Annotated in this window: 14 protein-coding genes and 5 pseudogenes; 10 read left to right on the top strand and 9 right to left on the bottom strand. The window is 66.6% G+C overall.

The genetic code is table 11. The features are described 5' to 3' along the window. Positions 1-91: 91 nt before the first annotated feature. Positions 92-755, bottom strand: a pseudogene (locus OG568_RS04705) (hypothetical protein). A 352-nt stretch (positions 756-1,107) separates the two neighbouring features. Here OG568_RS04705 and OG568_RS04710 point away from each other — a divergent pair. Next, positions 1,108-1,425, top strand: coding sequence for a trypco2 family protein (locus OG568_RS04710; protein WP_329530419.1), 318 nt, complete (start codon positions 1,108-1,110; stop codon positions 1,423-1,425). Positions 1,426-1,492: 67 nt separating this feature from the next. Continuing rightward, positions 1,493-3,646: a serine protease gene (locus OG568_RS04715; RefSeq protein ID WP_329530420.1), complete on the top strand. Its 2,154-nt coding sequence runs from the start codon at positions 1,493-1,495 to the stop codon at positions 3,644-3,646. A 1,326-nt stretch (positions 3,647-4,972) separates the two neighbouring features. Here OG568_RS04715 and OG568_RS04720 read toward each other — a convergent pair. Next, positions 4,973-5,998 (bottom strand): tyrosine-type recombinase/integrase, encoded by a 1,026-nt coding sequence (locus OG568_RS04720; protein WP_329530421.1) that lies wholly within the window; start codon positions 5,996-5,998, stop codon positions 4,973-4,975. 1,228 nt (positions 5,999-7,226) lie between these two features. Between OG568_RS04720 and OG568_RS04725 the strand changes: the two are divergent. Both OG568_RS04725 and OG568_RS04730 read left to right on the top strand, forming a co-directional pair. Further along, positions 7,227-7,741 (top strand): annotated as a pseudogene (locus tag OG568_RS04725) (IS701 family transposase); the annotation flags it as partial. 248 nt (positions 7,742-7,989) lie between these two features. Next, positions 7,990-8,436 carry a VOC family protein gene (locus OG568_RS04730; RefSeq protein WP_329530422.1) on the top strand — a complete coding sequence of 149 codons (447 nt, stop codon included), beginning with the start codon at positions 7,990-7,992 and terminating at the stop codon, positions 8,434-8,436. 279 nt (positions 8,437-8,715) lie between these two features. Here OG568_RS04730 and OG568_RS61250 read toward each other — a convergent pair whose 3' ends face one another. Beyond that, entirely contained in the window at positions 8,716-8,874 is a 159-nt protein-coding gene (locus OG568_RS61250; RefSeq protein WP_443077846.1) for a hypothetical protein, read from the bottom strand. A gap of 53 nt (positions 8,875-8,927) precedes the next feature. Here OG568_RS61250 and OG568_RS04735 point away from each other — a divergent pair. Next, positions 8,928-10,102: pseudogene (locus OG568_RS04735) on the top strand (aldehyde dehydrogenase family protein); the annotation flags it as partial. A gap of 55 nt (positions 10,103-10,157) precedes the next feature. On the opposite strand, the gene OG568_RS04740 reads toward OG568_RS04735, so the two are convergent. Next, positions 10,158-10,556, bottom strand: coding sequence for a nuclear transport factor 2 family protein (locus OG568_RS04740; protein WP_329530423.1), 399 nt, complete (start codon positions 10,554-10,556; stop codon positions 10,158-10,160). Positions 10,557-11,233: 677 nt separating this feature from the next. Between OG568_RS04740 and OG568_RS04745 the strand changes: the two genes are divergently transcribed. Both OG568_RS04745 and OG568_RS04750 read left to right on the top strand, forming a co-directional pair. Beyond that, entirely contained in the window at positions 11,234-12,199 is a 966-nt protein-coding gene (locus OG568_RS04745; protein ID WP_329530424.1) for an NADP-dependent oxidoreductase, read from the top strand. A gap of 184 nt (positions 12,200-12,383) precedes the next feature. Continuing rightward, a complete protein-coding gene (locus OG568_RS04750) occupies positions 12,384-12,992 on the top strand; it encodes a flavin reductase family protein (protein WP_329530425.1) in 609 nt (202 codons plus the stop codon). A gap of 105 nt (positions 12,993-13,097) precedes the next feature. Here the strand turns inward: OG568_RS04750 and OG568_RS04755 are convergent. After that, positions 13,098-13,792: pseudogene (locus OG568_RS04755) on the bottom strand (IS5/IS1182 family transposase); the annotation flags it as partial. Positions 13,793-14,186: 394 nt separating this feature from the next. On the opposite strand from OG568_RS04755, the gene OG568_RS04760 reads away from it, so the two are divergent. Further along, a complete protein-coding gene (locus tag OG568_RS04760; RefSeq protein WP_329530426.1) occupies positions 14,187-14,750 on the top strand; it encodes a TetR/AcrR family transcriptional regulator in 564 nt (187 codons plus the stop codon). Between the two features lie 105 nt (positions 14,751-14,855). On the opposite strand, the gene OG568_RS04765 is transcribed toward OG568_RS04760, so the two are convergent. Continuing rightward, positions 14,856-15,707 carry an alpha/beta fold hydrolase gene (locus OG568_RS04765; RefSeq protein WP_329530427.1) on the bottom strand — a complete coding sequence of 284 codons (852 nt, stop codon included), beginning with the start codon at positions 15,705-15,707 and terminating at the stop codon, positions 14,856-14,858. A 159-nt stretch (positions 15,708-15,866) separates the two neighbouring features. Then, positions 15,867-16,751 carry an alpha/beta hydrolase gene (locus tag OG568_RS61255; RefSeq protein ID WP_443077847.1) on the bottom strand — a complete coding sequence of 295 codons (885 nt, stop codon included), beginning with the start codon at positions 16,749-16,751 and terminating at the stop codon, positions 15,867-15,869. 565 nt (positions 16,752-17,316) lie between these two features. Here OG568_RS61255 and OG568_RS04780 point away from each other — a divergent pair. Together OG568_RS04780 and OG568_RS04785 are read left to right on the top strand one after the other, a co-directional pair. Next, entirely contained in the window at positions 17,317-17,493 is a 177-nt protein-coding gene (locus tag OG568_RS04780; RefSeq protein WP_329530428.1) for a hypothetical protein, read from the top strand. Beyond that, positions 17,490-18,104, top strand: coding sequence for a hypothetical protein (locus OG568_RS04785; protein WP_329530429.1), 615 nt, complete (start codon positions 17,490-17,492; stop codon positions 18,102-18,104). Before OG568_RS04780 ends, OG568_RS04785 begins: the two co-directional genes overlap by 4 nt. A 127-nt stretch (positions 18,105-18,231) precedes the next feature. Here the strand turns inward: OG568_RS04785 and OG568_RS04790 are convergent, their stop codons facing one another. Beyond that, positions 18,232-20,037: a reverse transcriptase domain-containing protein gene (locus OG568_RS04790; RefSeq protein WP_329536256.1), complete on the bottom strand. Its 1,806-nt coding sequence runs from the start codon at positions 20,035-20,037 to the stop codon at positions 18,232-18,234. Positions 20,038-20,709: 672 nt separating this feature from the next. Then, a pseudogene (locus tag OG568_RS04795) lies at positions 20,710-21,054 on the bottom strand (IS630 family transposase); the annotation flags it as partial. Positions 21,055-21,158: the final 104 nt, after the last annotated feature.

Here is a 21,158-nt window from a genome sequence, read left to right on the forward strand (position 1 = left end):
CGGGTTGCCGGTTGGGACGGGTGGCCCGGTGTGCTCTCGCCGCGGTAGGGGCACGATCATCAGCCTGGCCGCGGCTGAGGCCGATCCGCTCCTATGACCGCGGTGTGCTGTCCGAGCGCCACATGGTGAGACGAGGGTGCCCCGGCAGTTCGGCGCGGCCGGTGGCCCACAACAGGGTGAGCCAGGGATCCGCGCCGCCCGGAGCCTCTGGAAACAGACGGGCGAGCACCCGCGAGCAGAGAGCGGAGGGCGGAGGGCGGGGTCCAGGCAAGCCCGAAGCCTTCCGCCAGATCGTGCATGTGTACCAGCGTCTCTTGCACCCCCAGCGCCGCGAAGCCTTCGGGGTCCGAGACCCCGGCGGCGTGGTGGGCGCGGACCCGGGGCGGCGTGGTACGCACCACGGCGACCAACAGCGCGCCGCACGCCTCCAGCACCTGCACCAGGCCGGCCGGACCCGCATCACGGTCCGCGAAGAGGAAGACCGCGGGTCCGTCCGGCCTCTTCTGGCTCAACGCGATAGGCACATGGGTGTCCAGCGGCGGGCTCTGCGGCCCCAGCTGCACGGCGTAGTAGAACAGGTCGTTGGCGAGGTGCTCGACGGTCTCCCAGCAGTCCCACTCCAGCGAACCGGCCTTACCGCCCCACCCCTCCGCGGGTGCGTCCTGAAGAATGCCCACGGCAAGCCGCACGGCAAGGTCGACGTCGTCCGCGGTGACGGGAGACAGGACTGATCCGGTTTCGCTTGATCGGGACATGGCAGCACCGTATCCCGAGGGAAGAGGGCAACCCCTTCCAGCTAGCAGAACGAGACGCCGACGTGGCCGAGGTCGTACGGGCGCTTGGCCAACTCCAGAGCGTGCTCGTCAAGGGTGAGGCCAGTCGTGTCTCAACGCTCACTAGGCCGCGGCCCTTCAGGTCGTTGAGGGTGTCGCGGGGGTGGTGGTCGTACTTGTCCGCTGGGCACGGCATGCGCCACAGCGGGTCGTCGAGGCTGTGCTGATCGTGGCACGCCCTCTGGCGGCACCGGCGCGCATCAGCACAATGAACGACAGGACCGGGCTGGACCGGTCGTGGACGGGGGCGGGAGTTCGAATGGAGCCGGACGGCATGGGGCTGGAGCTGTCGGAGGCGATCGCCGCAGTACGAGCGGGGCTCGTCGGGGCCAGGGCCGAAGGCGCGGGCAGCGAGGTGAGGTTCGTCCCGGAAGAGGTGGTCCTCGACTTCTCCATCGAGCTGCGTCGCAGCAGAAGGGCTGGCGGCGGAGTGAAGGCCTATGTGCTGTCGGCCGACGCCGGGGGCGAGTCGGCGGGGACCCGTACGCAGCGCATCAATGTCCGATTCCGCGTGACGGACACGGAAGGCGGGGAGCTGCCGGTGGGCGATCGAGTGGGCCGGGATCGACCGCGTCGGCCTGGAGGTCACTGAGCCGGGCCCGTCAGGACCGAACGCGGCGACGGGCCGGACGAGTGAAGAGCAGGATGGGGGAAGAGACGTGACCTTCGACGCGTCGTCAGTCGTGGAGGTTCTGGGGGAAAGCGGCTCCTACGGATCTGGGTACGAAGTGGACGCCGGCCTGGTACTCACCGCGGGCCACATCCTGACGGACGGTGTGCCACGCCGCGAGCCGACCTCGGCGCAGATCCGGTTCATGCAGGAGGGCGCCGACTGGGTGCGGGCCTACGTGATCTGGTACGACGACTGTCTGGACGCCGCGCTGCTGGCTGTGGCCACGGACCGTTCGTTCACCGCTCCGGTCCGCTACGGGGAACTGACCGGGGCCGATCCGCAGCACCCCGTCGCTTGCGGGGTGGTCGGCTTCCCACAGGTGCAGGCCACGCGGCACGGGCGGGACCCGATGGGCGTCTCGGGAACCGTCGACGCGTCGACCCAGAGGTTTAGCCGCCGATACCAGATCGAGCTGACTTCCCTGGAGAACCGCAGGGACTGGAGTGGTATGTCCGGCGCGGCCGTCTTCTGCGGGCCGCTGCTCATCGCCGTGATACGCAGCGTCCCGGAGGGCTTTCACGCGGCGCGGGTCAACGCCATACCCGTCGGTCAGCTGCTGCGGAGCGCCGCTTTCCGCGGAGCTCTGTTCGGGACGGGGTGTGTGGAGCCGGTCCCCGGACGGGGCGAGCCGCACTCCGCTCTCAGGGCGCCGTGCAACCCGGAATGCGAGGTACCCCCGCTTGAATCCGTCGAGCTGGAGCCCTTGCTGGAGGCTCCTCCCCGACCCGGCCCGCGGGCCCTGACGGCGCCGCACGAGGGCGGGCCGTCGGTCTCCTACCTCCTCCACCCGCGCGTTCGGACGGTGCCGTTCATCGGGCGGGGCCCCGAACTACGCTGCCTGAGAAGGTGGGCCGATTCGGCCCGCCCATTCGACGCCATGACGGTGACGGGTCCGATGGGTGCCGGAAAGACACGGCTCGCCGTCGAGCTCGCGCAGTGCCTGGGCGACGACTGGGTCACCGGCTTCCTGAGGACCGAACCGCCCCACGCCTCGCCCCGACCGGCGCTGCACCCACTCACCACCAGCGCCCGCCCGCTCCTGCTGGTGATCGACTACGCCGAGACCAGACCGGCCTGGCTGGGGCTGGTGCTGCGCACAGTGGCGGGGCACCGCGGCCGGGCGCGAGTGCGGCTGCTCCTGCTGTCCCGGGTGGCAGGCCAGTGGCAGGACGATGTCCTGCGACAGTGCGAGCACCTGGGTTTCCCCGCCGACGCGGGCAGGACCCTCCGGCTGGGGACGTTGGAGCCGCACGACCACGAAGCGACGGTCCCGCCCCTGAGCGAGGCAGCGCACGCCTTCGCGCGCCGACTGTACATCCACGTTCCGCTCTACGAACTGTTCGAACCACTCGTCGACGGGCTGCTTCCCGACAGTCCGCTCGCGGATCCGTTCTCCCTCAGCCTGGCGGCCTGCGCGGCCGCGATCAGCGCGTTCGAGGGAGCCGCCCCAGGCCACGCGGCACTGACGTCTCCCTACGAGGTCGTCCTGGCCAGAGAGGAGCGGTACTGGATGCGCGGCGCCGACGCATCCGGGTTGGCAGGCGACCGCGAGACCCTGCTACTGCTCCGGACGCTCGTCGTCACGCAAGCCCTGTGCGGCGCCCGGAACAGGCTCGAGGCGGCGGCCGCGGTCAGGGCGGGCCGGAGTGCGCACTACCGGCATTGGGGGGCCGATCAGCCGAGGCCCGACCAGCTCAGGACGCTGCACAACCTCCTGGGTGACCTCTACCCCTCTCACGACGCCGAGTGGGGCCACCTGGGCCCGCACGCCCTATCCGCCCACCTGATCGACTCCGCCGAGCGCCACGATCGCGGCCTGACGCAGTCGATCCTCACGGCTCCGGGGCTGGCCCGCGACCAGCGCCGACGGGGCCTCGAAACCGTGCTGCTGGGCGCCTCCCACCGTCCCGGCCTCACGGGTCTCGCGCACGAGGTCGCCGACGCTCTGGACGAGAGATTGCCCCCCTGGTTCACGGAGGAACCGCAAGGGCCAACCATTCCCGAAGCCGATCTCGCTCCACAGGATCGGTTCGACAATGAGATCGACCTCTTTCCCGACACCGGCCCAGACGGACTGCCCGGCTTCAGAAAGGGACCGGGCGACTCGGACGTTCCCCCCGGCCCGGACCTCGGGTTCTGAACACGTCGGCGCGGTGACGCCCGCGCGACGTGGGTGACACACCGCTGATTTCAGGCTCCGAGGGTTCCAAGAACCCACTGGGCACCATGACGAGCCGAATAGCAGCCCAGCCAGTGCCGCGCACCGACACCTCTTCAGGGCGAGCGCCGGGGCAGCGAGTCAAAACCGCAGCCGTCCCTCTCTCACCACCGGCTTCAGCCACGATAAATATGACTAAGAATCCGCAGACAAACACACGGAATTCAAGGTCACCGTACGACCGCAGTGATATCCCCCAGATGTAGCGGCAACAGTCCGCTCCCGAATACGCAGGCGCGCACTCCAGGCGCGGGACAGGCGGCTACCCTGCCGTCACTCACCCAACGAAGATTGCCATTTCTCGACCCGAACTGCGGGCCGCCGAAGCCGCCGCCCCTCCGGGATGGCACCGAGAATCAGCTATCCCCACATAACTGACACAGTTCGGTGTACCTCACGAGACCGGGCCCACCTGCGGATCGGTGCAGGACAGCTGGACCAGGTCAGGCTCAGCGTGCGCGCGGACACTGGCGGGGCATTTGACTACTCGTCAGTAGAGTCAGCAAAAGGTCGGCAAGTGTCTGATCAGACCTGGTCACAGACGCCAACACGCGCACGTCGCACTCCGGCCCGAGCCGATCACCACGAGGCGCACCCCTCTCCTGAGCCGCTCCTGCCCAGGGGACGCCAACCACGCCTCACGGATTCCCCGAAGCAAGTCCCCTCCATCCAGCCGTTCCAGCCGTCTCCGACTGTTCTGCCGGGAACCCCCGACGCAGCTCACGACGAGGGCCGCGCAGCCATCGAGTCGCAGGTCAGCGCGCTCACCGGCATTCGCGACCGCTTCCGCCAGCTGCCTGTCGGATCCACCGTCGACATCGCCACGTGACGCCCCAGGCTCAGTTGGACCAGACCAATCCTGTCCGGATCGTTGACATGTACGGCACCCGCCGCAATTCTGAGAGCGCTCTCAAAGAGAATCGGACAGCTTCACTCCGCCGGAATCCACCTCGTTGGAATCCCCCCACCCAAGGAGAGAGCGAGTGACCAGAAGGCTCAGGAGTCTCAAATGGCGCGCCCTGGCGATGGCTGCGGGCACCGTCACCACGGCGCTCCTCACGTTCGGGGCCCCCTCCGACGCGAACGCGGCCGTCCCGGCGACGATCCCACTGAAGTTCACGAACATCCCCAGCAGATTGAGTGTCTCCGCAGGTCAGGCGACCACACAGCTCTCGGGGTCAGCAAAAGGTCAGCATCGTGACCGGAGGACTCCTCAGGAAGCATCACGCCGCACGCCAACCCTGCTTCTCACCCGGCCAGTCCCATGTCCAGCAGCTTGGCGGCCTTGCCTATCGAGCCAGGCATGAGGTGACGATAGGTCTTGAACGTCACGTCGATGCTGCTGTGCCCCATCCACTCGGCAACATCGGTGATAGGGATGCCGTTAGATAGACAGTTCGACGCAAAAAAGTGCCGAAAACCGTAGATTACCATACCCTCTGGAATATCCACCTCTCCAGCTCTTTTGATCTTCCGCCACTGGCTATCGAGATAGTAATACGGAAAAGCCCTTCCGGGATCCACCGAATGCCTGAGAAGGTAACCGTCCACGGTTCCATACCTGCCCGCGTACCACTCGATGGTTTCTTTTACCCGAGCCGGAAGGGGCACGTCACGATACTCCCCAGCCTTGCGATGCTTGAGCCGCCCATATTGCCTAGTGGTCTGGTTCACCTGCTCCGTGATGCGATACACATTGTCGGCAACAATGTTGTTCATGTTTACCGCTGCCGCTTCCCCATTACGCATCCCGCATCCACTCATAAGGTCCGCGATCAATAGAAAGAAATCGCTGCCTGCCGTGCGTATCTCTCTCAGCTGCGCCACAGAGGGAATCACAGCGCGTTCCGGGCTGTATTGAGGAGGTTTGACACCTTCCAACGGGTTCTCGTCGAAGATGCCCAACCTACAGGCGTCGAGGAGGATTGCCTTCAATTTGTCGTAGGCATTGGACTGGGCCGCCAGGCCAGTAGCACTCCGCTCCATCGCCCGGATGAAACCGTCCACAACCTTATGGTCGAACGAATTCATCCGGCGACTGCCTAGCACTGGAAGAATGTGATGCTCAAGGAGGGAGTCAATATGTCGCATGGAGGCCGGGGCCAGGTCCCGCTGTCCGACCTTCCATTCTGCGGCATACTCCTCGAACCGCATCGATCCATACTTCTGAATACGCTCAGCCTTGCCCTGACTCCGAGGCGCCTCTTTCCTCTGCGCATACACCTCCATCAGCCGCAAAATGGCTTTATCTTGGGTCGGGAACCCCGACTCCACTGTTTACTTCCCCGCAGAGTTGCGGTACCTAATCTTGTAGAAATGGGGGCACCTGGACCACTTCGACTTAGGGTGCTCGCATTCCTTGAAGAAAATACCCATTCCCCTTATAAGGGTTTTGGCTGCCAAAGTTCTACTATTCTCCCATCACTAACCGACTAGTTTCCCTCAGCAGTCTGTATCCAGCCGATACAATTAGCCAATTGATTGCCGAATCATAGCGGCGGCAGCACATTCAGCCGATTCGCTGCTGTTCAATCCACTTGAGGACCTCGGTGGTCTTGAACTGCAGCTTCGCGTTCCTTCCGTTGCCGAATTTGTATCCCTTGAGACCGCATCGCGGGGCGTCCCGGTAAACCCAAGTGAGGGACATATTCAGAAAATCCGCGGTCTGTTGTGCATCCATGAAGTGCTGTCTCATATAGCCTCCCGGCCGTCTACGGTGAAGACACGGCTAATCGAATAGGCATCGAGTCGCCAGAGAACTCGCCCCCATCAACCGATCAACGTCGGCCCACGCCAACTCCACCGCCAAGCACAGCCGGTGCGGACGACATCCATGGTGTGGAGGATCGCCGGTTTGGCTAACCGGGGATCATCGGCTATATAGGGCTGCCGCGTGCACCACACCGCCCGGCTTCCAAGCTGAACGACTGTCAGGAGGCCAACGGAGACGAGCGGACGGCAGGCACCACGTCGTCCGTATGTAGGGCGTGGAGGCTGTCGCCAGTAAGGCGCCTGAGGCCGCGGACGACCACTCCTACGCGGGCTCCGATGGACACAATCGACGTGTCGGAAGCGGCGACCGGGGGGCGCGACGTGCGCGAGGGCGGCTCAGGTCGCGATGCTATCCGCGTTGAATATGGTCCTCCGCAAAGGGACCGACCGCTCAGACGCACAGGCACAACTCCTTCGGTCGACACGTCGACTGAGCTGGTTCTTCCGGGGTGTTGTACGTTGACATGTTCCCGGACGCGGTTCCAGTCCCTTCGGGCTATTCCGTGTCTGCCGTGAGCGATCACTGCCAATTGACGGCCTAGTACTCCAGCCGGACTTCTGTATTTCTCCTGGTCAACGGCCTGGCGGTGGGGAGTCTAGCGAGGTTTTGGCATGGGTGGGACGGTCTTGGGCCGACTGTCCCGCCAACGAGTATCCGCGCCGCATGTAATGACAGTGCGACGAGCAGTCCGTTGTCGTGCTCCACGATGTACCGACGAACACCTGGGACCTGGAACTCGAAGAACTCTTCCTGCAGACCGGAGCCCGCTTTTGCCGTGTAGAAGCCCGGCGGCGGATGCGGGACTACGTCCGCGGACTGCTCGGCCCGGTAGGCCGAAAGAACAGCTGGCAGCTCGCCGAATACGCCGGCCACGCCACCCCGCACGGCCTGCAGCACCTGCTCTCCCACAGCCGCTGGGACGCCGACGACCTGCAGGCCTACGTGGCCGAACAACTCGGCTGTGCAGAAGGCGTGTTGATCCTCGACGACACCGGCTTCGTGAAGAAGGGCACCACTTCCGCAGGGGTGCAACGCCAATACTCCGGCACGGCCGGGCGGACAGAAAAATGCCAGATCGGTGTCTTCGCCGCCTACGCCACCACCCGCGGCCATGCCCTGATCGATCGCGAGCTCTACCTGCCCAAGTCCTGGACAGGCGACCAGGAACGCTGCCGAGCGGCCCGCATCCCCGAACCTTCGCCACCAAGGGCGAGCTGGCACGCGACATGATCTTGCGCACCCTGGCCTCCTGCGCCTCCCACCGCCGGCCCCAGCGGCGCATCGTCCGGCATCCATTCCGCCGCCCGGCACCTCCCAATGGCCCACGGCCCACCTTACCGACGCGCCGAAGACAGTCAGGGACAGAGCAAGAGCTCGCATCCGATCGACGCACACCGGGGCGGCGTCCCAGCGCGCCAAGAAGCACCCCCGGCCCGGCCATCGTTACCATGAAGCAGGAGCCTTGCCCCCATCAGGAAATGGGATACCCCCGATGCCCCTCCCCACCCAGACACCCGTCTTCCAGTACTCCCTGCACAACATCGCTGTGTCGGTGTCCGACCTCGATTCCTCCGTCGCATGGTGGGAACGCATCTTCGGCCTGCAGGTCGCGGCGCGCAGCCGCTTCGAGACGATCAACGCCGACGTCGCCTTCATGAAGGGGGCCGGCTTCCAACTCGAGCTCCTGCAGGTTCCCGGCTGCTTCCGCATCGACGAGTTGTTCGCCGAGCCGCCCGAGCACGTCCTGCCCATTGGAGCCAAGAGCCTGGTCTTCCAGGTCGACGACCTCGCCACCGTCTCCCAACGCCTCAAAGACGAGGGCGTGACCATCCTCTGGCGCGAGCAGGACCTCGGCGACGGCAGCGTCTCCACCGCCATCCGGGATAACGATGGCAACGTCATCAACATCTTCCAACGTGGCTCCGCCCCCACGCCTTGACAGCGAGATCCCGCGGACGGCTGCCATCGTCGCCTCCCGGACCAGGTGCATGGGCCTCGCTCGTTCGGCGTAATGGGTGCGGATCGATTGCAGGGCCTTCGTTGATCAAGCTGCGCGTGTGAATCCCTCCTGGTAGCGGGCCTGATCGACGCGCTGGTACTCCTGCTTGAGGTGGAAGGAGCAGTAGTCCTCGAAGTCTCCGGGTTCCTCCCCCTAACTGGTTGACGCGCCCCAGCACCACAGGGACGGTGCCTGGCGGGAAGGATCCGATAATCACGCTCAGGATCCCCAGTGCCACCACCTCGTCCGTCGTGGTGATCGCCACGACCGCGGCGGCTTGAACTCAGCGGTCTCGTCGGTGATACCACCCCGCTCCATCGCCAGCCGGGTAAGTTCGACCGGCGTGTTGATACCGAGCTTGGCAAAGATGTGCTTCATGTGCGTGTTGACGGTATGCACGGACACATAGAGACGCTCAGTTATGGCCCGCGCAGTTCACTGAGGCGCTCCACGCCGACCTCGGCAAGGGCCCCGTGGAGGCACACCGCACCGAGATCGACTACGCCGTCCGCGAGATCGACTACATCCTGGCCCACCTCGACGACCGGCTGAAGCCCCAACCCCGGGGACGTGCCCGAACAGTTGGGGACGGCCGAGGCCTGTACGCAGCTGACGCCACTGGGCGTGGTGCTGGCCATCGCACCGTGGAACTACCCGCGTCACCTCGCTGTCGTGCCGCTGGCCGGGGCGCTCGCGGCCGGCAACACCGTGGTGGTCAAGCCCAGCGAGCTTGCGCCCGCCACGTCCCATTTGCTGGCGCGTCTGCTGCCCAACTATCTGCACCCGGACACGGTTGCCGTCGTGGAGGGCGGCCCCGCGGAGACCACGGCCCTCCTGGAACAGCGCTTCGACCACATCCTGTAGATCGGAAACGGCGCAGTCGCGCGCACCGTCATGGCCGCCGCGGCCCGCCACCTCACCCCGGTCACCCTTGAACTCGGCGGCAAGTCACCGGTCTTCGTGGACCGCGACACCGATGTGCAACAGGCCGCCTTGCGGCTGGTGGCGATCAAGTTCATCAACGCCGGGCAGACCTGCGTGGCGCCGGACTACGTCCTGACCGACCGGCAGACCGCCCCGGAACTGGAAGACGCCCTCGCCAAGGCCGTCCATGCGGCGTACGGCTCCGAGCCCGCGCTCGCCGCGGAGTACGCGAGGATCGTGATCGACCGGCACTACCGGCGCCTGGTCGGGCTCCTCACGCCGGGCCTCATCGTCACTGGTGGTAACCACGACGCCACGATCCGGCTCACGGCCCGACCGTGCTGGCGGAGGTGGCGCCGGACGCGCCCGTCATGCAGGAGGAGATCTTCGGGCCCATCCTGCCCGTGTTGACGGTCAAGGACCTCGATGAGGCGATCTCCTTCATCAACTCCCGGCCCGCCCCGCCGGTCGTTACGCCTTCAGCGACAACCCCGCCACCCTGGAGCGCCTGCTCGCCAAGACCGCCTCCGGCAGCATCGCCTTCGGCGTGCCCATGGCCCAGTTCCTCGTCCTCGAGCTGCCCGTCGATGGTGTGGCAGAGAGTGGTCTGGGCAGCTACCACGGCCGGCACAGCGTCGTCACGTTCAGCCACCGGCGTTCGGTGGTGGCGGCCCAGCCCTGACGTCAGGGCGTGGATCGGAGATTGCGGGGCCCTGCGGTGCGCAGGGCCCCGGATCTCACGCGGAGCCCTCGCCGAGCACGGCGAGGAACGTCTCGTCCTCCACGTAGATCTCGAGAGCGCTGATCAGGCCGTCGGTGATCTGCCAGATGTGAACTTCGTGGGAGTCGAAAGGACGGCCGTTGGCGCGGACGGTGCCCCGGGTGCGTCCCACCTGGACCACACGGTCCCCGGCCTGGTAGACGGCCTCGGGCTCGACAGTGCTGCTGATGTGGGAGCTGACGGTGGTGAAGAACTCCCGAAACCCGGCAAGCCCCTGGTAAAAGCCGCCCCAGGGCAGCCTGTCGGACTGCCGGATGGTGATCTCCGGATGGACGAGCGCAGCCGCTGCCACCGCGTCTCCATTCCTGATCGCCTCATATGCCGCATAGACGACTTCCATGCCATCCCGCTTCATCGGTGCCCGTCTCCCTCTCTGTCAGGGGCCGGACGCGCCGGTCGCACGTCCGATCTCCGCCCAGAGTGATCGATCCGGCCCCCCATCGCTTCGGTCATTCGACTGAAGGGTCCACGTACGTCGCGATCAGGTTTGCCTTCCAGCCGGGCGGCGACCTTCTCGCCCGTGTCAGCTAGCCCGAAAGCCTGGTGCCTGGTCGCGCGGTAGGGGCCTAGGCGAGCAGGCGGGCCAGCGCCCCGTACGCGGACCGCAGCCGCTGCGGGGTGGCCGGCACCGCAGAGTCGTCCCAGGCAGCGCCTTTTCGGAAGACCAGGGCATCGGGCCGCTCCAATCCGCAGCCGCATGCACGCCCCTGGTGGGGGCCACAGCCGGATTACTCAAGCGGACTCACCGCCGTAATGGACAGACTGAGACCCCACACGAGGAAACTTCGCGGCCCCAGCACCGCGTCACTCGCCGCATGCATTCCGGCATGCGAGCCGCGCAGACGAGGCTCTTGTGCCCCTGTACGGGACCGCGCCCCGCCTCGTTTTCCGCCGGTTTCAGTCATATGACGGAAGCCATCCGTTCCGATCGCTCGCATCATGGACAGCAAAACACCTGCCCGTAGTGCGTCCAGAAGAGCACGGGAACAGGGCCAGCCGGAACACTGCCTCAACGCAAGGAGTAACTGACTGATGACCACCATGCGCGCTGTGCGAGCCCACAAGCGGGGCGGTCCGGAGCAGCTGGTCTACGAGAACGCGCCACGTCCCGAACCGGCCGCGGGCGAGGTACTTGTGGCCGTGCACGCCGCCTCCATCACGAACGGCGAGCTCGCCTGGGACGCCACCTGGACCGACAGCTTCGACGGGAGCGGCAGCGACCGGACGCCGGTCGTCCCCTCGCACGAGGTCAGCGGAGTCGTGGCGGAGGTCGGTCCGGGGGTAACCGGCCTCTCCTTGGGCGACGAGGTGTACGGGCTGATCCCCTTCACGCGTGACGGAGCCACCGCCGAGTACGTCACCGTTCCTGCGGACGTGCTGGCGGTGAAGCCGTCCCGGCTGACCCATGCCAGTGCGGCGGCCGTCCCACTGGCGGCCCTCACAGCCTGGCAGGCGCTGGTCGGCAAGGCCTCGTTGGAGTCCGGGCAGCACGTCCTGGTCCACGGCGGGGCCGGCGGCGTCGGCTCCTTCGCCGTGCAGATCGCCGCGGCGCTCGGCGCGCGAGTGACGGCAACAGCTTCCGCCCGCGACCGGGAATTCGTCTCCGGGCTCGGTGCAGACCAGGTCATCGACTACGCCGACGAGCGCTTCGAGGACCACGTGGACGGCGCCGACGTCGTGCTGGACACCGTGGGCGGCGACACGCAGGCCCGCTCGTGGGCGGCGCTGCGCCCGGGCGGCACCCTGGTCAGCATCGTGCAGCCCCCGAACCCCGAGGACGCCGCCTCACACGGAGCACAGGGGGTGTTCTTCGTCGTCGAGCCGGACCGTACCGCTCTGGAGTCCGTCACCGCGCTGATCGACGGCGGCCGCCTCACACCGGTCGTGGACCGTGTCGTCCCTCTGTCCGAGACCCGCGCCGCCTACGAGGCCCTGGAGACGGAGCACCCTCGCGGCAAGATCGTGATCCAGGTGGGCAAGGACAACAGCGCCCCCTGAATGCACTCTGCATCGATAGCGCCCGCTGTCCTCGACCGGGGAGCGGGGAGCGGGCGTGTCTTCGGCACACTGTTCGCGGAATCCGCAGCTCGGCGCGATCGCCGATCGTCCTGACTTCAGCCTTGACACGACACGCTCTCCGGGCTGCGGCACGCTCAGCCGTGCTGGATTCGATACTGAGCCTATGCGTGTCGAATACGCCCCTGAGACGATGAGCAGCGCGGCCTTCTACAAGTTCCTGACATCGGTCGTCATTCCGCGGCCGATCGCCTGGATCTCCACCATCACACCGGACGGAAGTACGGAGAACCTGGCCCCGCACTCCTTCTTCAGCATCGCCAGTACCGATCCCCCGATCGTCCAGTTCACCTCGATCGGCCGCAAGGACTCCCTGCGCAACGTCGAGGACACCGGGGAGTTCGTCGTCAACTTCTCATCCAAACCACTGCTGCATCTGATCAACGCCACCGCCATCGACTTTCCTCGGTCGGTCAGCGAATTCGACACAGCAGGCATCGAGCGCGAGGCCAGCAGGTGTGTGCGTCCGCCCAGAGTGGCCGCCTCCCATGTGGTTCTGGAGTGCCGTTCGCACACCACCCTGCGCATGGGCAACTCCACCCTGGTCTTCGGGCGGGTGCTCCACGCCGCGGTGGACGAGGACTACATCGTCGGCGGCCGGCCCAGCAGCGAGCTGCTGCGTCCGCTCACCAAGCTCGGCGGCGACGAGTGGGGCACTCTCGGCGAGGTCCTGCACTTGAACCGCATCCCTTACGAGGAGCCCGGCGCCTGCTGAGGGGGGAACCTCCGGCGAGGAGTCCGCCGCGTCCGACGTCGTCGTCACCTTTCCGCTCGACATCCTCTCCGGGAGGGCGGCTTCGAGGTTTGTTTCCGAGCCCTATCCGGCATCGACCAGGACCTGCTCGGGGTGGGGGCCGGTGTTCTGGGCGGACTGGTCGAGCATCGTGATGTAGTTCAGCGCGTCCGAGGGGTTGCAGGTCACGTCGGCAGCGGTGATGCCCTGGTGTTTCTCGTCCACGACAGCCTGGGCGTTGTAGGCCTGGATGTAGGCTCCGGCGCTGTTCTTCATGATCCGCGAGTCGGGGTCGGTGAAGTTGGCCTGCGCCTTGGGCTTGGGCCGGGCCTTGGATGCGGCCGCCTCGCCGACGTCGGTGACGGACCGCTCGTCGCTGGTGCCGGCACGCTCCTGACCGAGGCGTTCCTTCGCCTCGGCGTGTGCGCGGGCCTTCTCGGCAGCCTCGGCCTCGATCTGCGCGCGGGCGGCCTGCAGCTTTGCCAGGCGCTTCTCCCGCCGGTCCAGCTCGGCGGGCAGGTCCACCTCCTTGCCGTCGGCGCCGAAGGTCTCATCCTCGGCTTCGTCGGTGCCCTCCGCGTCGGCCAGCAGGCCCTGGGCCTCCGCCTCCAGCTGGGCGATCCCGGCCTCTATCCGCTCTTCCTTGTCGACCAGGCGGCCGGAGCTCATCGCCCTATGTTTGGAGGCGCTGGCCTCCAGTTTCGTGCCGTCCAGCGCGACGCGGCCCATCTTGACCAGGCCGAGCTTGGTCGCGAGTGCAGCGACTGGGTGAACAGGCCGCCGACCGCGACACCGCGTAGCCGCCGCATATAACGACCGTGTACCCGCCATGCGACCCGACGGCATCGACATGCCGCGGAGGCCGCTCCACAGGAGCTCGCGGACCGCATACGCGTCCGTACGGTCTCCACTCACACCACCCCTGACGAGCCGATGCCAGTCGTTCATGCGGTGGCCACCGGCGGGCACTGCTACGGCTGATAGCCGGCCCTCGACCGATCACGATCAAAGCGGCAGCTCGTCACCGACGACTCGCAGAGGTTCGCGGAGTCAGCGCACCAGCGCCGGGGTGTCTCGTCAACGGCGCTTCTGTGGGGCAGCAGTGCAATGCGGGTAGGGCGGGGTGGAAAGAACGTTCCGTATACTGAGTGTGTGTCGAAGTTGAGGAGTATGGCTGTGCCCGGTCGCCGGTCGGAGGCCCGTGAGCGGCTGTTGACCACTGCGAGCAGGCTCTTCTACACGGAAGGGATCCGGGCGGTCGGTGTCGATCGTGTCATGGCGGAGGCGGAGGTCGCCCGGGGCACCTTTTACCGCCATTTCGAGGGCAAGGACGACCTCGTACGGGCCTACCTCGAGGCCACGGATCAGCAGATCCGTTCCCGCCTGACCGCTGCCAAGGAAGAGGTAGGTGACCCCTCCGCCTTCCTTGAAGTCGTGGCGCGCGGTATCGGGGACGAGTTGTGCACCGCGGGCTTCCGAGGCTGCCCGTTCATCAATGCGGCCGCCGAGTACCCGGAGCGGGACAGCGTGGTCCACAAGGCCGTGCTGGCGCACCGGGCGTGGTTCCACCAGCTTCTTCAGGACGCCTTCCAACAGCTCGGTGTGGCGGACCCCAAGCGGTCGGCTGACGCCATGATGGTTCTACGCGATGGCGCGATGATCGCCAGCTACCTGGACGACGCGGAGGCGGCCGGCGTCACTCTGGTGCACGGCGCTGCTGCTCTTCTGGCCGCGGGCTGACCCGATTTGAGGGCGTATCCGGCGCGCGTGCCGCTGCCTGGAGGACATGGCTCGGCCTCCGCCCGGGTCGGTTGGGGGCGGAGGCCGACGAGTCGGGCTATTGGGCTATCGGGCGGTGGCAGCGGCCTGCTCGACGAGCTTCGTCACGGCCTTCGGGTTGGTCATCTGGGCGGCGTGCGGGGCGTTGAGCACGGTGGTGTGGGCATGTGCGCGCGATGCCATGAACTGTTCGGCGGCGGCGGGGATGGCATGGTCGCTGCGGGCAACGAGGTACCAGGAGGGGATGGTCTTCCAGGCGGGGGTGCCGGAGGGCTCGCCGAGGGCCTGCGCGGTGACGGGGCGCTGGGTGGCGGCGAGTTCGGCGGCGGCGGAGCGGCTGAGCCGGTTGCTGAGAAAGACGTCGCGATACTTGTCGGGCTTGAGGTAGAGGTCGATGGCGGTGGAGCCGTCGGGCTGGGTGATGGGTACGGCGTTGATCGCGGTGGGAACGGGAGCGTCGGGGTCGTCGCTGAGGTGGCTGCCGGGGAACTTGGCGCTCAGGGATGCAGCGCTTTCACCCTTGTCGGGGGCGAAGGCGGCAATGTAGACGAGGGCCTTGACGTTGGGGTTGTTGGTGGCGGCGTTGGTGATGACGGCGCCGCCGTAGGAGTGGCCGACCAGGATGATCGGGCCGTGGATGGTCTTGAGATAGTCCGCCAGGTAGGCGGCGTCGCCGCTGAGACTGCGCAGCGGGGTGGCCGGAGCGGTGACCGGGTAGCCGTCGGCCTGCAGGCGCTTGACGACCTTGCTCCAGCCGGCCGAGTCGGACCAGGCGCCGTGCACGAGGACGACGGTGGGCTTTGCGGCGGTCCGGGTGTGGGCGGAGGGGACGGCTGAGGCGGTCGTGGTCAGGCCGACGGCGAGGGCGATGCCGGCGGCGCCGAGGACGGCGAGGCGGGCGGGGCGGTTGTTGAACACTGGTTTTCTCCTTCTGTTGTGACAGGGCGGACGGGCGGTCCGCTGGTGGTGGCTGCGGGAAGGCTTCGCATCGGGGGGAGGCGGACGCCCCGCGCGACCGCGGGGGCCATACGCAAGAGCAGGTCAGGTGCGCATGGTCAGACGCGGCTGCGGATGTGATCAGCAGCCCAGTTGAGGGCGTAGTCGGCGACTTCCTCCCACCCGTCCTGGCCGATGATGAAGTGGGAGCGGCCGGGAAACTCCCGGTACTCGGTGACGGCCGGGGACTTGCGGTACAGGCGCCAATTGGCCTTGTTCACCTTCGGCGGCGCGATGTGGTCGGCCACGCCGGCGATGAACAGCAACGGCGCCCGTCGCCGGTTGCGGAAGTTGATTTTCGTCGCGGCGCGGGGATTGAAGTTGGCGAAGGCGCCCTGGAAGAGCACGTGCCGATCCGGGCACCTGGTAGCGCTCGTACGCGGCTGCGGATTCCTCTTCGCCGAGGGTGTTGGTGAAGCCGTAATGGAACTGCCTCGGCGTCAGCGCGATGGCCTTGTTCTTGTTGGCGGGGTTGCCCAGGACCGGCCAGGCCGACTTCAGGGTGGAGAACGGCAACGGGAGCACGCCCTTGACGGGGGCCGAGTCGATGGCGACGCCGGCCCTGCCCAGACCCCGGTCCAGCAGGATCTGCGTGATGGCGCCGCCGAAGGAATGTCCGATGATCACGGGCGCCTCGTCGAGGTTGCGGATGACCTCCTCGTAGCGGGCGACCACCTCACGCAGCCCCACTCCCGCCACCCGCGCCGGGTCGCGCCTAATCTCCTCGACCTCGCCGTCAAGGCCCGGCCAAGCGGGGGCGATGACGCGGTGGCCCTGCGCCTGGTAGCGCTGAGCCCACTTCTCCCAGCTGCGCGGGGTCATCCAGAGCCCGTGGATGAGCACGACCGGGCCGGCCGCGCCTGTAGGAGTGCCAGTCATCCCAACCCCAATAGATAGAACGTTCTGTCCATTTATACCTAGCGTGGTTGCCCCAGGCAAACAGGGACGGTGTGTCTTCGGCGACATGTCCGGGCGGGCCACCGCTTCATGAGAACCGGCGCTTGCACATCTGAGGCAAACCGATCGGCGGGCGGCGCCCGACGCAGAAGCGCGCAGCGCCCAGTGGAGGTAGCTCCACGGAGAGCATCCCGTTCACCGCCGAACACTCGCGCGATGCCATGGCCTGGCCCAGCGCCCAGTGGTCTGTGGTCTGTGGCACACCCGGCCGCGATCGCGTGGCGGGCCGCGAAAACCGGTGAGTCGATCACCGTTCTGTCACTCGACCCCGCGCTGTACGCGGGTACGGGCGTCACGCCACTCAACCCAACCCGAGCGATGACGAGGCGTGTCCTCTCATGGTGCCGACGGCCGCACTACGGCATCGAGGCCGCGCTCGCCTCCGACCGTCGGGCGCATCCGGGCCGGTCGTCCAGGAGCTGCACCGACGGTGATTCATGCAGGAGCAGCGACTGGCCGGCGACGGTCTCCGCGGGCTCGGGTTCATTCACAAGCGGAACTCGGCTTGCCAGAAGGGGTAATTCAAGGCGATCCACAACACCGCAACGCCCTCCACGCCGGAGAAGTCGAAGCCGTGCGCGACCGGGACACCGTGGCCGTCGGGCAGCCAAAGTGGGATCTCGTCACCGTGGAGGTCCGCTGTCGGCGCTTCGGTCGCGGCCAGCAGAACTACGCGGCTTTCACCGACGCCTACGGCCGAGACGTCACGCGCCGGCCCGGCTACCGCACCCTGGCCGCGAGCCGCGGATGATCACGACGAACGCCAGGAAGGTCCACCACGCCCCGAACAGCTTGAAGGAAGCTGTGCGGCGCGTGGGCGGTCTCCGCCGCCAGGACGCACACCTTCTCTGGACCATCCTCTGCCGACCGAGGACACGAGCGGGCACCACACCGGGTGGGGTTACGGTGCCCTGTTGTCGGCCGAACGTGGCGGCGGTCGAGAGGCGGTTGACCCACGGGGTGGCGTCGGCGCTGGTGTGGGCGAGGGAGCCGGCCGGGGTCTCGGGTGATGTGGAGTCCATCCCGTCCGCGGACGGGATAATCAAAGAGTCGGCGACCGTCGGGTTGGTCTTTAACCCGCCGGAGGCGCTCTCGGTCGGCTTGTCGGTGAGCCTGGACGGGGTGTCGGTCGGCTTGTCCGTCGGCTTCCCGGTGGGCTTCGGCATGGTGGCGGCCTTGGCATTGGTGATGGTCACAGTGACCGGGGCGCCCGGCCTAGTGAGCTGGTCCGGAGATCCTGTCGCAGTAGCGGCAGATCCGGTCGATGATCTGGTCGGCTGTCTTGGTCCAGCGGAACGGGCGGGCCTGTTCGTTCCAGACCTCGATCCATTTCTCCAGGGCTGCCTGGAGCGCGTCGACTGAGCAGAACACCCCGCGTTCCAGGCAGCGGCGCTGCAGTTCCGCGAACCAGCGTTCGTCGGGTAGGACCGCTGCATTGCTGCAGCGGTCCCCCCTCAGAACCGGCCATGCCCGTTTCCGAGCAACCGGCTCAAGCAAGCCCCATGGGCTCGCGGGCGGACAGAAGTGCTGGCCTGCGGCCGGTGTCGGTGGTCAGCCGACGGTGGCAGTGGGTGTGGATCAGACGTGGGGCTGCGGTTTTGTCCGGCTTGTCGTTGCCCGCATCGGTGGTGATCGCGTGTTTGCGGATCGCGGTGCGGGTGACCTTGAGCCACTGCTCCCACTGGTTGGGGGTTTGTGGCTCGTGGTCGGCGTGCAGCAGCAGCCCTCCGCAGAGTGGGCATCGGCCGTCCTGCTTCTGCAGCAGATGCAGGGTGCCTTTGCCCAGTGGGGGTTTGCCGCGGCGTCGCCGCTTGGCCCAGAAGTCGGCCAGGGCGGGATCGTCCGTCGACGCCGCTCCTGGCACCATCCGGTGCCGGACGATCGGCGTCCAGGCGAACTTGTAGAGGTAGAAACCGCTGGCGCGGTCTCCGAACACCCACCTGTCCTGCCTGAACGGGTTGAACATGCCGAAGTACCGGGCGGTCACCCAGCGCATCGACTTGTTCGGGTGGGAGAACTTGGCCCACTTGTAGACGAGTCTCCACACGTAGGCGTCCAGCGAGTTGAACGCCCGCTTGGACACCCCGATCCGGTAGTAGGCAGCCCAGCCCTTGATAATCGGGTTGAGCTTGGCGATCACCGCGTCGGCGTTGGCCCCTCGCAGGGCCAGCACCTCGGTGGCGAGCCGTTCCCGGATCCGCCGCAGGGCCGCGTTACTCGGCTTGGTCAGCAACTTGCCGCGATAGCGTCGGATGTTGAACCCCAGAAAGTCGCAGCCCTCATCGAGGTGGACGACGCGCGTCTTGTCCTCGTTGAAGGCCAGTCCCCGGGGCGCGAGCCACGCGGCCAGCCGCGCTTTGACCTGCTCGGCCTGTTCCTGTGAATGGCACAGGGCGAGAAGGTCGTCGGCGTAGACGACCAGAACCGGGGAATCGCGCGCCAGGATCGCGGCATCACTGCCGAGAGTCTGGTAGCGGACTCCAGCGGCCTTTCCCATTCCATGCAAGGCGATGTTCAACAACGCGGGACTGATCACCCCGCCCTGGGGAGTTCCCTCCACTGTTGGGGTGAACCAACCTTTCTCGACCACGCCCGCCTTCAGCCATCCGGCAATCATTCCCCTTCCGGGAAAGGTGCCCAATGTTGTGAGCAGGTGATCGTGGTCGATTCGGTCGAATGCCGCTGTCAAGTCGGCGTCGAGCACCCACAGGCGTTTGGCGTTCTTGCCGCTCGCCGTCGTGTGGATGGCCACGATCGCGTCATGGCAGCCACGGCCTGGACGGAAACCGTAGACCTTCGGCTCCAGCCGTGCCTCCCACTCGGGTTCCAGTGCATTCAGTGCCAAAGCTTGAAGGCATCTGTCAGCGATCACAGGAATTCCGAGTCCGCACTGTTTTCCATTCGCCTTGGATATATACACCCGCTTGACGGGCTTGGGCTTCCACGGGGCCGCGTCATGCTGCATCCAGTCGGCCAGTTCGGCCTTTCCCTGGGGCAGCAGCACGACTTTCCCGTCGATGCCCGCCGTCTTGCGGCCAGCATTGACCTCCGTGACCCGCCGCACACTCGCGAGTGTGTTGGCGCGGGAGCGGAGCATCAACTTCTGCAGATTCCTGACCTTGGCCAGGTCTCCTGCCTGCGATGCCGTGAAGATGCGCTGCCGCAGACGCCGTACGTCGTCCTCGACCCTCCGCCAGTCGATCGACGGCCAGTCGGTGATCTCGTCCTCCGGTCCGTTCGCCACGGTGACGGCGGTCGCTGCGGCTTGCGCCGCCCCGGCCGTTTGTGTCGTCATGGCGTCCAACTTGCCCTTCGGTTCCGGTGTCCTCGGTCATAGTTTCTTCACAGGCTCACCAGACCCACGTCAGCACCCTTTCAGGTCGGGGCATCGTCCCCTATCCGGCCAGTTATACGGGAACCGCTGACGGAGGTGTCGGCATGTGGTTCCCGGTTTCCTGCTGCCTTTCAGCGACCGGCATTCGCTTGCTGGGTCTTCCTGCACCCGCTGGAGAGTTGGGCCTTCCTTGCGGTTGACTTACCAGGCCAGAACTGCTTTGCCTGGACTCCATCGGGGTTGTCACGTTCCGCATGAGAGAGATGCTGCCGGGGAGGGTGCCCTCTGCACCCCGGGGACGGCGGTGCACACCCGACCAGTCAGATTTCCCCGGCCGGCGCCTGCCGCTTTCCAACGGCCAGTCCCTATCTCCCGCTGGAACAACCCATCGGCGGGAGTGCTCATGACGAGGCATCATCAAGGGTTCATTCGCATTCACCCGTCCGGCATTTCCCAGCCTGTAACCCCCGGATGGAACGAGGATCCTTGGGCAATTCCTCAGGCTTCGCACCCCGCGATTACTCGCGACGCACGCTGAGGCGGGAACGAGCCCTGCGCACTGGCTCGGGTCCTACACCTTCGACATCAGTCGAACCTCCTCGGTGATTCCCACTCTTCTCAAGCGACTTCGTGTCGCACTACCTGGTTGATCCACGACGAGTACGTGGGTGTGAAGTGCAGAGCGAATCGTGGGTGGGCCACCAGCCATTTGTGCACGACCGGCGCCTTGTGCGCGGAGAGGTTGTCGCAGATCACGTGGACTGCCAGGCCGGGCTCCACCTTGTGGTCGAGCAGGTCCAGGAAGTCGCGGAAGTCCTCGGCGGCGTGACGGGCGGACACCTTGCCGATCACTTTCCCGGTGGCGGTGTCCAGCGCCGCGAACAGATCGGTGGTGCCGTGCCGGATGTAGTCGAAACTGCGCCGCTCGGGGACACCCGGCAGCATCGGGAGCACGGGTGCGGTCCGTTCCAGTGCCTGGGTGAGTCGGCGGCGGGGATTTCACCCGCCGCCGCTCTCAGAACCTGAGGCGACCCCTGTGGTGTGGACACTCTGACAATGGATCTTGCAGATCCGAGGGAAGG

The organism is Streptomyces sp. NBC_01450, from assembly GCF_036227505.1.
In the GTDB taxonomy this organism is placed as follows: Bacteria; Actinomycetota; Actinomycetes; order Streptomycetales; family Streptomycetaceae; genus Streptomyces.